A 13,175-nucleotide genomic window follows, 5' to 3' on the forward strand; every position below is an offset into this window, starting at 1 on the left:
CAAGAACTAAGTTAGTAAATAGAAAACGAACCAGAGAAAAATTCGTAGGATTTTCAGAGTACACACAGACTGAGCAATTAGTTATGCACGTTGTAGTGCGTTCGTATTATTTGTTTTCAAGGAAGTCTGATATTTCTCCATTTTCTCCAAATGTTTGTATTTTTGGAACACCTTTATCATCTACATATATCATCATTTTTGGTGAACCATCAGGTCCTGCTAAAAATAGTCCTGAACTGTTGCCTTTTGTTTTTCCTAAAAATAAACGATTTACAGACCCTTCGTTTTCCATTAATTTATTTATTCTTTCTTTTCGTTCTTTTTCATCAATGATGGCTCTCAATTCTTTAAGTTTATTATTTCTTTCATCTATGTTAGAGCCTAAAGGAAATTGATTTATTGAAATCCCCCTTTTAATATAAGCTTTGCCATCAGCGTAATATTCATCATTTAGGATTTGTAATACTTGGTCATCTTTGTAGTTATCCATTGTGAAAGACATTCCAGAAATTATCTTGCCATTTTTTTCTTTGGTTTGAAAAACTAAACCGCCACATTCGTCTCCTTCATTATTAAAGAAAATAATTCCTGAAGGTCGTTCTCTTTTTTCCCATTCTTTTCCGTTCATTCTACCAGGATGTTGTCTTGTTTCGTTGCTTAAAACCATTCTTGGTAAATTATCTTCTCCTACTATAGTGATCTTCTTTACGGTTAATTCATCTAATTTTTCATTTTTGTCTTTTTCACTAAAACTACTAAATGCAAAAAAAGAAATAATTAATGCACTCAATAAGGCGTATGCAGTGAGAAAATTAATTTTTCTTTCTAATTTTTTTGTGATTTGATTTTCGCTCATTTGGATGTAGTTTATTCGTTTTTGATTTTACTTTAATCACATTCAATTTTTAATACTATCGGTTTCTGAATATGACCCACAACAGTTAGTGCAAGAAGCGCTGCCATCCTACAGGGTGATAATGATTTCACACAGTGTTATATGGTGTTTTAATATTTTGCAATCAAGGTACTTAAATTATATGAGGTAAAATTTCTTGCGAGTTAACTTCTTATCTTAAGTCAATGCATAGGTTCTAATCTAGGGCGACTTTTGTATCAAATAAAAACTTAAAAAAATGATACTATCAAAACTTCAAACTCAAGGAAAGGCGTATTCGCAAATAACGGGTCTTTTATATCTGATTATTGCAATTATTGGCGGATTTAGTATTGGTTATATGCCAAGTGTAATTATTGCTGAAGGAAATGCAGTGCTTACGTTCCAGAACCTAATAGATAATCAAGAATTATTTAGATGGGGTATTTCAGGTGATATCGTAGTAATGGTTCTGGAAATTGTGCTTACCGTGATGCTTTATCATCTTTTTAAATCATTTAGCACTACAGGAATGACCATTGCGACTTATTCTAGACTTGCCATGGCTATAATCATGGGAGTGAATCTTATTAATTACATGATTCCTGCAATAATTATGACCCAGCCTGAATATCTAAGCGTATTTAGTTCTTCTGAATTAGAATCCCTGACCCTTCTTTTTTTTAAGGCTCATAAGTATGGGGAATTGGCTTGGCAAATTTTCTTTTCGATTCATCTTTTTACACTTGGATATGTCATTCGAAAATCAAGGAAAACACCTAAATGGTTAGGCATTATAATGTTGATAGGAGGCATTGGCTATGCAGGAGATAGCTTTATTCAATTCATATTAATGAATTCTGAGATACTTTCTATATTGTTTTCATCTTTACTTGTTTTGGCTGTAATTGCTGAATTTTGGTTCGCATTTTGGCTCTTGATTAAAGGAATGAACAAAGAAGCCAAATCTTAAAAGTGGTTATGCTTTTTTCTGATAAGCTCGCTTTTTAATTCGGCTTAGTGATTCAGGAGTCACACCAAGATAACTAGCAATCTGATGTTGAGGAACTCGATTCATTAAGCTAGGGTTATTTTCCATCAAGTCTGTAAAGCGTTCTTCGGGAGAGGAGGTCATAAATGAGGCCATTCTCTCTTGAAGTTCTCCAGCATCCTTTTCAACTTCGTTTTTTATGAATTCTGTAAGCCGTGGTATGCGTTCACACATTTGGTCAACTAAAGATTGACTACCAACTGTCAGTAGGCAATCTTCAGAACATTCCAAAAAATGCTTAGAAGGAACTTGATTGGTATAACTAGAAAAAGAATTGACGGATTGACCTTCCGTAAAAAAGGCAGTGGTTTTTTCCAATCCATCTTTTATGTAGAATTCCCTTATGCAACCTCTTACTATGGCATAACATTCTTTTGAGATTCTACCTTCTTTAAGCAATATATATCCTTTATTGAACTCTCGAAGTATGGTGTTCTCAACAATAATTTTAGCTTCATCCGAATTTAAAAATGGGAAATTGGATATAAATGCTCTAAACTCGTTTTCCATCTTTTTTATTTAATACCATATAACGGTTTGGATAAGCGGTCGTTTTAATGCCGTTTATTTTATGTTAGCAATAGTTTCTCTTCTATAAACAGAGCTACCTTCTTTGATAGTTTGTAATACAATGATGTCTTTAATTTTTTCTTTATCGACAGTTAATGGATTTGAATCAAGTATGACTAAATCCGCCAATTTACCAATCTCTAAAGTGCCTTTAGTCTTCTCTTCAAAATGCTGATAAGCTGACCATTCTGTAATACATTTTAATGCTTCGTAAGGTGATAGTCTTTCTTCCTTTCCTATGATGCTCCCTGATCTGGAAACCCTGTTTGTAGCAGTCCAAATAACACGCATTAAATTTGGTAATGCTACAGGTGCATCAGTATGAATAGTTATTTTTAATCCCTTATTTAAGGCAGTGCGAGTTGGGCTTATGTTATTACCCAAACTATCTCCAATTATTTCTTTATGCCAATCTCCCCAATAAAAAGTGTGTAATGGAAACAAAGAAGCTATTATATTTAAATTCTTGAATGCATCCAACTGATCTTCCCTAACATATTGTCCATGTATAAGGACATCTCGTCTGTTTTCATTCCCATATTTAGCTGTAACTTTTTTTAAGGTTCGAATCATCTGATCCATAGCAGCATCTCCATTCGCGTGAGTATGTATTTGCCAATTATTTTGAAAAGCACTTTCATAAATTTTTTCAACATCTTCATCTAATGGAATAGCTGGGTAACCTAAATAGCCTTCTTCTGCGCCGTCTGGAGGGATGAGATAAGGTTTAGTACGCCATGCTGTTCTGCCCTGTGGCGATCCGTCTAATGTAAGTTTTACGCCTCCTATTCTATAGTGATTTTTATAAGATGAGCTATACCAATCTGTTTTAAGCAAGGAATCAGCAACAGAATAATCAATGTAGCTTATGACATCTAACTTTAGGAAATTAGTATTAGCCGCATACTCTAAAAAAAGATGAGAACTTGGCATTGCTCTTCCTTCTTGTACGGTAGTGTAACCATAGGATAAAGCCATATTTTGACCAGCTGTAAGAAATATTTTTATGGCCTCTTCACTCTTGGGACCCAGTACCATCGGCATAAACGGAATTGCTGCTAATTCTTCTAAAACTCCATTAGGCTCTTTTGTTCCGGGTTTTCTTCTAATTATACCACCTTCTGGGTCGGGAGAATCAGCAGTTAGCTTAAGTAATTCCAAACCTTTGCTATTAACAACACAGAAATGACCAGAGATATGGATAATCATAACAGGATACTCTGTTGATACTTTATCCAAATCCTCTTTAGTAGGAAATCGTTTATCTTCTAAAACAGAATCATCGAATCCCATTCCGAAAATCCATCCAGTTAATTCAATATTTTCAGGGGTTGACCAATCTTTCAGTATTTGAATTAGGGCATCAATATTATTTGCTCCAGCATCCGGAGGAGGTAGTATTTGAGCTCCGATGGATTGACTTGGAAATCCAGCGAAATGGGCGTGTGCATCAATAAAACCAGGAAGTAATGTTTTTCCATCGAGGTTCATTTGTGTTGACCTGGGGAACAACTTTTTAGCTTCTGAAAGACGTCCAACAAACACTATCGTATCACTATTTGTGACTATTGATTCAACGTAATTAGGTTTATCGCCACTCATTGTAAGAATATCACCTCCATAATATAGGATTTTATTTTCTACTAATTTACTAGATTGATTAGAGCAAGCTGAAACGAGGGATATTAAGATTGAAAATATTAGAATCTGTTTCATATGTTTCTTTCTGAGTTATTATTAATGCTAACGGTTAGTGTATGGGCTGTGGTGTGTTAAGTCACAGACCAATATCAAAAGGGTACTTTTCAAGTAGGGTAGGACAAGCCATAGCTTATACAACTTGTTAGCGCACGTTCTTTATTTTTTAAGTCAGATTGACACGCTTTCTGGCTTGTAATTTTTATTAAGGATCTAATATAGCCAAAACCATTTAAAGTTCGTTACAGTATTCCGTATTACGTTTTCCCCGTGGTTTTTGGTCAGATTAAAATCGGGTGAGAATTAGAGAGGTTGAGCCTTACATTTTAACATCCAAAAAAAATCCGAATCTATTCAGTCGGTTCTTATCCGTCAGAGTAAAATCCGGCGCAATGATTTTCAGCCCTGGCTAAGTTTTAATTTTTCCCACTAAAAACCGAAAAAAAATTCGATTGGATTTCTACATTTTTAGTCTTAGTCAACTGTTAGCTAACGTTGTTGTATATGAGCGGTGGCGTGTCTCGTCACGAACCTCTCCAAATAAAAACTGGATTTGGGAAATCCGCAGAATTTTCCAAGTAGGCATTGACCAGGCCGTAACTTATATAATGTATTGTGCGTATGCACTTCTAATTTAATTTGAACCATAAAGATTTGTAGCACCACTTCTTTTTACCGCAAACGACATTATTTTTCACTTTTTAATGAACTATAAACTGCTCTTCTAAAATCTTTTGAAATTTCAAAAGAGAAGTCTCTTGCTCGAGTCATAAATATACCATAAAGATCATTCTCTGAATCAATCCAAAAATGAGTATTATGATAACCAGCCCATCCAAAGATGCCTTTTGGTGAATTTGTTCCGTCACGATCTGGATCTGTTAACACAAAAAAAGAAAAACCTATCTCAAAACCGTTGTCATCATCTTTTGAATAGGGCTTTGTCATCATATCGATACTTTCTTGTGATATTATTTTTTGCTCTTTAAATGTTCCTCCATTTAATAACATTTGGCAAAAACTTGAATAGTCATTTAATGTAGAAACTAAACCTTCGCCACCAAAATATGCTTTATTGTTGATGTCATAGGTTAGCTCGTCAAGCTCATTCGTAAAACCCTTAATAGTTTCATTGTTAATATATAGTGCTTGAAAATTTTCTCGATCACTTTCTGTTAAATGAAATTTTGTTTCATTCATTTCAAGAGGGTCAAAAATTTCAAATTTTAAAAATTCATAAAAATTTTTATTTGACACAACTTCCGCTACTCTTCCAAGTATTGCCATATTAATACCATATTCATACTTTGAACCAGGCTCAAACTCTACAGGGTGATTTGCAACATCTGAAGCAAAGTCTTTCAGGTTACCGTATTTTAAAGTACTTGTAAATAATTCTGGATTACCATAATATTTGTATCCAGATCTATGTGTCATTAAATGAAATAAAGTCAAATCTTTCTTGCATTTGTAAATTCCGTCGTCTCCTTTACACTTAAGATTTTCAAATTCTGGAATATATTTAGATACTTTATCTTCAAAATTAATTAACCCTTTTTCATGCAGTATCAGCATCGCTACAATGGTAATCGGTTTTGACATTGACCATATTGGAAATATAGTATTGTTGTCTATTGCTTTTGCATTAGGATTCTTGGAATTTTCTATATGATGGTATAGTATTTCACTATCTTTAAAAACCAAAGCAACATTACTTGCAGTAATTTCATCTTCAATAAGATTTTTCTGGAATGTTTCTATTTTTTCAAACTGTGAATACACATTGCTAATAGAAGTAAAAAAGAAGAATATGAATATTATTTTTTTCAAAATGATATTTATTTGTTGCTTATTTCCGATGCTTATCGGCTTTCCCATTTTTGTATTGTTAATTTTACTTTCCCGAATAACGCACAACGTTATTGTGTATGGTTAGTTGTGTGGTTAAGCAACTAATTTAGTAAACAAATACGAACCCGAGAAAATTCCGAAGGGATTTTCCGAGTACACACAAAACAAGCAATTGATTATAAACGTTCTTGGCAAATGTATTTTTGCTTTTAAATAGCTTATTTAGATAGACTTATAGAGTTTTTTAATTAAAAACTATTGCAGTAGTACCTTTTGTTAAATTTGTATTTATCAATGTTCCGAAACCTAATTTATCATTTGCACAAGCAGCTAAAATCTTCATAGGCATTCTGTCATTACCTATATAAGCAAATATTGCATCTTTTTTTTTTGATATTCTCATAGAACCATAAATATTGCCAATAGAAACTAAAGGTAAAGAGTTTATGTTTGTGAATTTAATTACAGAATTTGCATTTATGGTATCATTTCCTGTTTCCCATAAAATATCACTTTCATCAAAACCAAAATGATTTCCATTCCATTCGGAATCAGTAAAATGAATTTTGGTTCTTGGGAGAATATTCACAGAAGTACTAATTGAAAAACCATCATTATCTGAAGAATTCATGGATGCAAAAGAAATATCTCCAACTTTTAGGGAGTTCTCATTACTTTTTATTGCTATTACTGATACACTTATAATTAATAATGTTAAAACGGATATTGCTTTAAGTTCTTTCACTTCAATTAAAATATTTTAAGTAAAAGTACCTTGTATATTTTTTTATAAAGTTATTGAATGCTTATTAAATTGTTAAGTTAAACTAGATAGTGTTTAATTAATGTTACTTACTTGATTTCAGCTTCATTTATATGTGTGCTAACTGTCTATTATAATAGCAGTAGCGAATTAAAGTTCACATATTTTCAGTTAGTAAGATAACGAATTAACAGCAAAAACGGTTTGAGTACTCACCCAAACCGCTATTGCTTTTATACATTGTTATCACCATTATTCGTTTCTCAACTCCTCCATTTCAGCAATCATATTTTCGAGTTTTCTAAAAATTCGACTGTAAGCCAAATTCACATCCCATTTATAAATTTTACCACCAAAAACATAAATTAGAACCGCAATTACAAGGGCTATAATCCATGTAAATGTTGGAATTCCATAGACTAGATGAAATCCAGAATTCAAAATCGCTACATTCGTTACTTCTCCTGTTTTCAATGCATGTACTATTGGCATCAAAGATGCTAAGAAAACCAGGGGGTAAAAGAAACGCATTACTTTTGTATTGTTTGAAATGGCCATTTCAAGCCAGCTGTTGAATGACTTGAGATAATCATAATTACTCAAACTAGCATCAATGTTTTTCATGGTTCTTCCCTGTTTAATACTTATCCAACAAACCCCCATAAAGAGAAAAAGTATGAATACTCCGGTATAGGGAGTCCCAAGCGCAGCGTACAGCCCCCAATTCAAAAATGCAACAACCATAATGACGTAAATATTAACTTTCATCATTCGTTTGAATTTATCTATAATAGTTTTCGATTTTTGATTATATAAATCATTGATTTTAGGAGCAACTAGTGAGTCACTGTCTAAAAATCCTTTTTTCCAAATTGTTTCAATTGATCTTCCCATCTAATACTTTTTTTAAGCGTTCCTTTATTCTTGTAATTCGTACACCGATGTTGTTAGCATTGGTGCCAATGATATCGGCGATTTCCTGATATGACTTTTCTTCTAGATAAAGTAAAATCACTCCTCTGTCAACTTCAGATAATTGTCTAATGGCATCATACAATTGATTAAGAGATTCATCAGCAAAGGCATGGCTTTTTTCTATGGCTTCTTCAGGCAAGGAGTCAGAAGCGAAATACTGGTGATTTTTTTTCTTTTTCTTTAGCAAAGTCAAGCATACATTCAATGATATCTTATAAACCCAAGTAGACCATTCACTTTGCTCCTGAAAATTATCTTTGCTTCTCCAAATCTGTAAACACACCTCTTGGTAGTAATCTTCAAAATCTTCCTGAGAATTGGTATATGCCCGACAAATTTTTATGATTATGGCTGCACAGGGTAAAATCGATAATCTGTAAAAATCATTACTCATGTGCAAATAATTTGATAATTGTAATATTAACTATCATGTATTGTTTTTGTTCTTTAAGAACTTATTTACAAAATATCCCAACAAGGAAATCTGCAAACCCGCACCAATTATTAGTGCATTTATTACAATTTGATTTTTATCAGAATCTTTTAATACTATACTGCAAATTAGAATAAGTGCCGCCCAAATAAGTGATCCAGATACTTGAAGAATTGAAATGCTTCTATTTTGATTTTTTGTTTTCATAACCTTGTTTTAATTGATTTACTTAGTTAGTGGTCAAAATCAAAAATTATTACACCCATCACCGTTTTTTTTTAATCAGACAATTTATTTACTCGTGGCAGGAAAATTTTTCAGTAATTGGTGCTAACGGTTATGCATAAGAATAGTAGGGCAGAAGGTAAGCTGTTTCCATTCGGTTGAGCAACAAGCCTTTTTTTTGTTTTATTGGTTTTACAAATTACATCAATTAAAAGCTAAAACAAAAAAAGGGCGACCTTGCAGACATAAAACGACGATTTAATTAAGCCAAAATCGCACTATTATTTTTATACTTTGTTGTGCATAGTGCTTTTGCGTTCTGCTTGGTTTTCAATCGTTTCAACTTAGTTCAAATGTGTGCGTTGGCAAGGCATACTCTTTTACAGTTTTGGTGGCGCGTTGGCTGGCTTGACTGTAAATGTGTACGGTTTTTAGCGTTGGTTTTGTATGGAAACATCTCACAATTGTTACAATTAATTTCGTGTGCTTTAAAATAGCGTAAATTTTTTATTTAAGAAAATTCATCAATTGCTTCGAGGTGTAATACTCAAATAGGCGTTCTTTTAGTGTAAAATCTTTATTGAGTATGACCGTTGCTGGAAGCGAAAACGGAAATTCTTCCCGTGAAGCCAATAATAAGGGTATTTCGTGAATTCCGTTACGCTTTTTAAGTGCTTGTTTATTTTTAAACTGTACGCCTTCAAAGGTGATGGTGTCGGTGCACTCAACGTCCATTTCCACGGCATAGTAGTCAGCGTTTATTTTTTTTATTATTTCTGGCTTTGTAAAGATTTCGCGTTCTATTTTTTTGCAATAGGCGCACCATTTTGCGTGAAAGAAGATAAAAACCGGTTTTGGGTTTTCGGCGAGATTTTGTTCAAGTTCGACCCAAGATTTCCATTGGATGCCTTCACTTTGGGAATAAGCTCTCGGCATCCATAGAAAACTAACTAACACAAATAAAAAAATCGCTTTCATTTTAAAGAATATCTGTAATTTAAAAATCTCCAAACTTCAATCCAATAAAGAACGTTCTTGGACGGTTAGGACCATAAATGAAGTCTGAATCACGCAAGGCGCCACTATCAAAATCGTCTTGATAACTATCAAATAAATTTTGAACACCACCACTTAGCTCAACGTGAAATGTCTCTTTCAAATCAAAGTGATAGGTTATTTTTGTTGTCATATCTAAAAATGCTTCGGTATCTACTAAATCGATAAAACCAGAGTCACTAATTACTCTAGGTGCAATCATTGAGCCAGTATAGCTTCCTGTTACATCAAACTTGAATGCTTCAGAGGCTGTCCAATTGACATTTAAGAAACCGTAAATGTTTGGCGCTCTCACAAATTTCTCTAGTATTACGTCTTCTTCGCCAGGCACACTATCATCTGCTTCAAACAGTACTTGGTCTTCTTTAAATATAGAACGTTGAAAAGTTGCGCCAGCTTGGAATAAAAAATCTGAGCTTGGCGATACGCTCAATTCCAAGTTTGCACCTGCCACATATGCACCAGACCCGTTTCTTGTTTCTTCAAGAATTGAACCGTTAGGTAAAGATGTTCCCGTACTTACAATGGTAAATGGGTTTTCCAAGGTGGTATAAAAACCTTCTACCAAAAAATTGGTTTGGGTTTTGTTGAAATCTTTTGTGTAATTTAAAGATGCGGTAAAGGCGTTTGAAAATTCACTTTCAAGATTATCGGAAAGAATGACAAAACGTTGTTCCCCACCTACCGATGAAATATGTAAATCTTCATTGAAAGCTTGCGGTGCTCTGAATCCACGGGCATAGCCACCCCTAAACTGCAAGGCATCATTAATGTTATATAAAACAGTCAATCTCGGATTAAGTACCGTTTCACTTACATTATATAACCGCTCAATATTTTGTATTCTATATAAACCATCTACATTAACGTGGTCAATACGAGCACCAATTAATGCCGTAAATTTTTCAGAAGGTTTCCATTCATATTGTGCATAAAGCCCTATGCTATTTACCTCTTGGTCAACCAGTTTATTATAGCCCGGTATGGCATCATCGGTATCATTCAGTTGGTATTCCAAACCTGTTGTTATGACATCCTGTTTAAAATTATGTGTATATTTTGTACCTGCGACGAATGCTACATCTCTTGTTTTTCCAAAGGCATTATTGGCTAAGGTTGAATCTGCCGCTGTCCGTCCACCTCCTAAACCACCATAATAACTATCGCGGTCTGTATGCTGTAAAGAGACATAAGCAGTACCAGAGTTTTTACGGGCATCGTCAAACAATTCATAATCCACACCTGTAAAAATGGTGTTGTGGTCAAGTTCTTCAGTAATATCAGTAAATTGTGGCGCAAGGTCAAGGCGGTCTCCACCACGTCTATACTCTCTAATTCCAGTAAAATCTAAACCTATACGACTATTATCGTTGGGTCGCAAAAATACTTTTGCGCCTAATGAGTTATTATTTAATTTTGTAATCTCGGTGAAACCATCATCGTTGGCATCAAAAGCATCACGGTCACGGAATATACCATATACGGTTATACCACTAGTTAAATCCTCACTTACTATTGAGGCGTTTAAGTTTACGTTACGGTCTAATGTTGTACCCCCGATAATCCCAAAATTAGAACTTATTTCCCAACTGTTGTTTACAGGTTCTTTGGTAATTACATTTATAGTTCCTGCAATGGCGTTGGAACCAAAAAGTGCAGAACCACCACTTCTAACTACTTCCACGCGGTCTATAATACTTATGGGAATCTGTTCCAATCCATAAACGCCATTGAGAGCGCTAAAGACAGGACGGCTGTTAACCAAAATCTGGGTGTATTGCCCTTCTAAACCATTTAGGCGTACTTGTGTGAAACCGCAGTTTTGGCAGTTGGTTTCCACCCGTACACCAGGTTGGTAATTCAGTCCATCTGCCAATGAGATGGATTGTGTTGCCTTGAACAACTTTGGGCTTAAAACATTCACTATTACTGGTGCTTCTTTCTTGCTGATACGATTTCTTGTAGCGCTTACCACAACTTGTTCAAGACCTAACCCATCTTCTGTTAAAGCAAAATCAAGTTTTTGTGTATCTCCTTCTGCTATTGTTATTTTTTTGGATAATGAGCGATATCCTTGAAGTTGCGCAATAATTGTATTATCTCCCGAAAGAATACTCAATGAATAGTTACCGTCAATATCAGTATCGGTGCCTTGAGTACCACCTTTAACATAAACACTCGCAAAAGGCACAGGGTTTCCGTTTGAGGTTATTGTTCCAGAAATGGTAGCCTCTTTGTCTTGAGCCACCGCAATGCTAATGGCAAATAAGCATAAAAAAGTTAATAGATGTTTCATAGATTTCAATCTCTTAATTAGAATTGCAAAAATAATAAGTTAGAGTGGTCTAACAAAATAATTCGGTAATAATTTATATTTTTGTTGAAAAACATTCTATGGCTTCAGATATTAAAGAGAATTATATTAAGGCGTTGCTCTATCTACATCAAAAGAACGAGGATATATCATTATCTGAATTAGGGGAAGAATTGCAGGTAAGTAAACCAACTGCCAACGATATGATAAAAAAATTACAGACTGAAGGAATTGTAATTTCAAAGAAATATAAACCCATAAAAATAACTGAAAAGGGCAAACAACGAGCTGCTGAAATAATCAGGAAGCACCGATTGTCTGAAATGTTTTTATTGCAGATAATGAAATTTGGTTGGGAAGAGGTTCACGAAATTGCGGAAGAGCTGGAACATATAAAGACAGATAAGTTCTTTGACCGAATGGATGAATTGATGGGATTTCCGACAACAGACCCACACGGTTCTCCCATACCTGATAAGAATGGAAATTTCAATAAGCCAAACTACAAACGGCTTTCTCAAATATCTTCGCAATCAACGGTTATTGTAAAAGCATTGCGAGATAGCTCAACAGATTTTTTACTGTTCCTTAATAACAAATCAATCCAACTCACCACAAAAATTACGGTTACTCATATTGAACCTTTTGATGGAAGTTTTACGGTGGCCTATGAAGGTTTTAAAGATGTGGTTTTGGGCAAATCCATTTGTGACCGTATTTTGGTTGAAAAGATTTGATTTTTCAATGAAATTATAACTGCAAATAAGGAATTATCTTTCCAGAATACCGTCTCAAAAATTTTATGATGATGCGAGCGTCGGCAAGAAACAGCTCTTTTGTTTTTTAAGCGTTGGCTTATGTGGCTGGAAAAAACAAATGTGCTGTTTGCGCGTTAGCTTTTTCTACCTAAATGTTGATTTTTTGCACCCTTTTTTACTTCATTTGATTTTTTTTTCATCATCGTTTTTGTTATCATCATAGATGCTATTTGACAATAAGTCTTCATTAATAGTGATGTTTTTTATTGGTTTACGTAAATCTCCTAAACAAACATTTACTGCAATTCTATAAATCCAAGTGTCAATAGACGATTTTCCTTTAAATGAGTTTCTATGTTTCCAAACCTTTATAAAAGTTTCCTGATGCCATTCTTTTGCAAGCTCATTATTTCCTGATGCATATCCTAAACATAACCTGTGGACTTTAGAAGCGTGTAAATTATAAATGTTAGTAAATTCTTGTTCTGTAATCGTCATTTAGATGATAATATCGTTTGTATTTGTTTTAAAAACCATTCAGGCTTGTCAAACATTATAAAATGGGAACTATCTTCCGCTATAATAAAATTGTAATCTTTTAAATTTG

13 protein-coding genes are annotated in these 13,175 nt (G+C 33.9%); 2 read left to right on the plus strand and 11 right to left on the minus strand.

The genetic code is table 11. The features are described from left to right. Positions 1–106: 106 nt before the first annotated feature. Positions 107–856 (minus strand): hypothetical protein, encoded by a 750-nt coding sequence (locus ABXT71_RS08030; protein WP_415370811.1) that lies wholly within the window; start codon positions 854–856, stop codon positions 107–109. A 277-nt stretch (positions 857–1,133) separates the two neighbouring features. Here ABXT71_RS08030 and ABXT71_RS08035 point away from each other — a divergent pair, with 277 nt between their 5' ends. Next, complete coding sequence (locus ABXT71_RS08035; protein WP_415370812.1) at positions 1,134–1,847, plus strand: DUF4386 domain-containing protein; 714 nt, start codon at positions 1,134–1,136, stop codon at positions 1,845–1,847. Between the two features lie 6 nt (positions 1,848–1,853). Here ABXT71_RS08035 and ABXT71_RS08040 read toward each other — a convergent pair whose 3' ends face one another. From ABXT71_RS08040 to ABXT71_RS08080, 9 genes are all read right to left on the minus strand, one after another. After that, complete coding sequence (locus tag ABXT71_RS08040; protein WP_415370813.1) at positions 1,854–2,435, minus strand: Crp/Fnr family transcriptional regulator; 582 nt, start codon at positions 2,433–2,435, stop codon at positions 1,854–1,856. A 54-nt stretch (positions 2,436–2,489) separates the two neighbouring features. Continuing rightward, positions 2,490–4,211: an amidohydrolase gene (locus tag ABXT71_RS08045; RefSeq protein WP_415370814.1), complete on the minus strand. Its 1,722-nt coding sequence runs from the start codon at positions 4,209–4,211 to the stop codon at positions 2,490–2,492. 669 nt (positions 4,212–4,880) lie between these two features. Continuing rightward, positions 4,881–6,071, minus strand: a complete 1,191-nt coding sequence (locus ABXT71_RS08050; RefSeq protein WP_415370815.1) for a serine hydrolase domain-containing protein — start codon at positions 6,069–6,071, stop codon at positions 4,881–4,883. Positions 6,072–6,288: 217 nt separating this feature from the next. Further along, positions 6,289–6,789: a hypothetical protein gene (locus ABXT71_RS08055; protein ID WP_415370816.1), complete on the minus strand. Its 501-nt coding sequence runs from the start codon at positions 6,787–6,789 to the stop codon at positions 6,289–6,291. A gap of 270 nt (positions 6,790–7,059) precedes the next feature. Then, the gene (locus ABXT71_RS08060) at positions 7,060–7,701 is read right to left on the minus strand and encodes a hypothetical protein (RefSeq protein ID WP_415370817.1); all 642 of its coding nucleotides are present in this window, start codon (positions 7,699–7,701) and stop codon (positions 7,060–7,062) included. Next, the gene (locus tag ABXT71_RS08065; protein WP_415370818.1) at positions 7,685–8,176 is read right to left on the minus strand and encodes an RNA polymerase sigma factor; all 492 of its coding nucleotides are present in this window, start codon (positions 8,174–8,176) and stop codon (positions 7,685–7,687) included. Before ABXT71_RS08065 ends, ABXT71_RS08060 begins: the two co-directional genes overlap by 17 nt. 33 nt (positions 8,177–8,209) lie before the next feature. Beyond that, positions 8,210–8,422 (minus strand): hypothetical protein, encoded by a 213-nt coding sequence (locus ABXT71_RS08070; protein ID WP_415370819.1) that lies wholly within the window; start codon positions 8,420–8,422, stop codon positions 8,210–8,212. 525 nt (positions 8,423–8,947) lie between these two features. Next, positions 8,948–9,418 (minus strand): thioredoxin family protein, encoded by a 471-nt coding sequence (locus ABXT71_RS08075; protein WP_415370820.1) that lies wholly within the window; start codon positions 9,416–9,418, stop codon positions 8,948–8,950. Positions 9,419–9,437: 19 nt separating this feature from the next. Beyond that, positions 9,438–11,792 carry a TonB-dependent receptor gene (locus ABXT71_RS08080; protein WP_415370821.1) on the minus strand — a complete coding sequence of 785 codons (2,355 nt, stop codon included), beginning with the start codon at positions 11,790–11,792 and terminating at the stop codon, positions 9,438–9,440. A 98-nt stretch (positions 11,793–11,890) separates the two neighbouring features. On the opposite strand from ABXT71_RS08080, the gene ABXT71_RS08085 reads away from it, so the two are divergent. Further along, on the plus strand, positions 11,891–12,547 hold the full coding sequence (locus ABXT71_RS08085) for a metal-dependent transcriptional regulator (protein ID WP_415370822.1): 657 nt from the start codon (positions 11,891–11,893) through the stop codon (positions 12,545–12,547). Between the two features lie 201 nt (positions 12,548–12,748). On the opposite strand, the gene ABXT71_RS08090 is transcribed toward ABXT71_RS08085, so the two are convergent. Then, entirely contained in the window at positions 12,749–13,066 is a 318-nt protein-coding gene (locus ABXT71_RS08090; protein ID WP_415370823.1) for an RNA polymerase sigma factor, read from the minus strand. Positions 13,067–13,175 lie beyond the last annotated feature (109 nt).

It is taken from the genome of Patiriisocius sp. Uisw_047 (assembly GCF_047730165.1).
Classification (GTDB): domain Bacteria; phylum Bacteroidota; class Bacteroidia; order Flavobacteriales; family Flavobacteriaceae; genus Patiriisocius.

Excerpts from the sequence above, each read along its gene's own strand:
- ABXT71_RS08030 (WP_415370811.1), bottom strand. The coding sequence starts at position 856 with ATGAGCGAAAATCAAATCACAAAAAAATTAGAAAGAAAAATTAATTTT.
- ABXT71_RS08035 (WP_415370812.1), top strand. The coding sequence starts at position 1,134 with ATGATACTATCAAAACTTCAAACTCAAGGAAAGGCGTATTCGCAAATA.
- ABXT71_RS08040 (WP_415370813.1), bottom strand. The coding sequence starts at position 2,435 with ATGGAAAACGAGTTTAGAGCATTTATATCCAATTTCCCATTTTTAAAT.
- ABXT71_RS08045 (WP_415370814.1), bottom strand. The coding sequence starts at position 4,211 with ATGAAACAGATTCTAATATTTTCAATCTTAATATCCCTCGTTTCAGCT.
- ABXT71_RS08050 (WP_415370815.1), bottom strand. The coding sequence starts at position 6,071 with ATGGGAAAGCCGATAAGCATCGGAAATAAGCAACAAATAAATATCATT.
- ABXT71_RS08060 (WP_415370817.1), bottom strand. The coding sequence starts at position 7,701 with ATGGGAAGATCAATTGAAACAATTTGGAAAAAAGGATTTTTAGACAGT.
- ABXT71_RS08065 (WP_415370818.1), bottom strand. The coding sequence starts at position 8,176 with ATGAGTAATGATTTTTACAGATTATCGATTTTACCCTGTGCAGCCATA.
- ABXT71_RS08070 (WP_415370819.1), bottom strand. The coding sequence starts at position 8,422 with ATGAAAACAAAAAATCAAAATAGAAGCATTTCAATTCTTCAAGTATCT.
- ABXT71_RS08075 (WP_415370820.1), bottom strand. The coding sequence starts at position 9,418 with ATGAAAGCGATTTTTTTATTTGTGTTAGTTAGTTTTCTATGGATGCCG.
- ABXT71_RS08080 (WP_415370821.1), bottom strand. The coding sequence starts at position 11,792 with ATGAAACATCTATTAACTTTTTTATGCTTATTTGCCATTAGCATTGCG.
- ABXT71_RS08085 (WP_415370822.1), top strand. The coding sequence starts at position 11,891 with ATGGCTTCAGATATTAAAGAGAATTATATTAAGGCGTTGCTCTATCTA.
- ABXT71_RS08090 (WP_415370823.1), bottom strand. The coding sequence starts at position 13,066 with ATGACGATTACAGAACAAGAATTTACTAACATTTATAATTTACACGCT.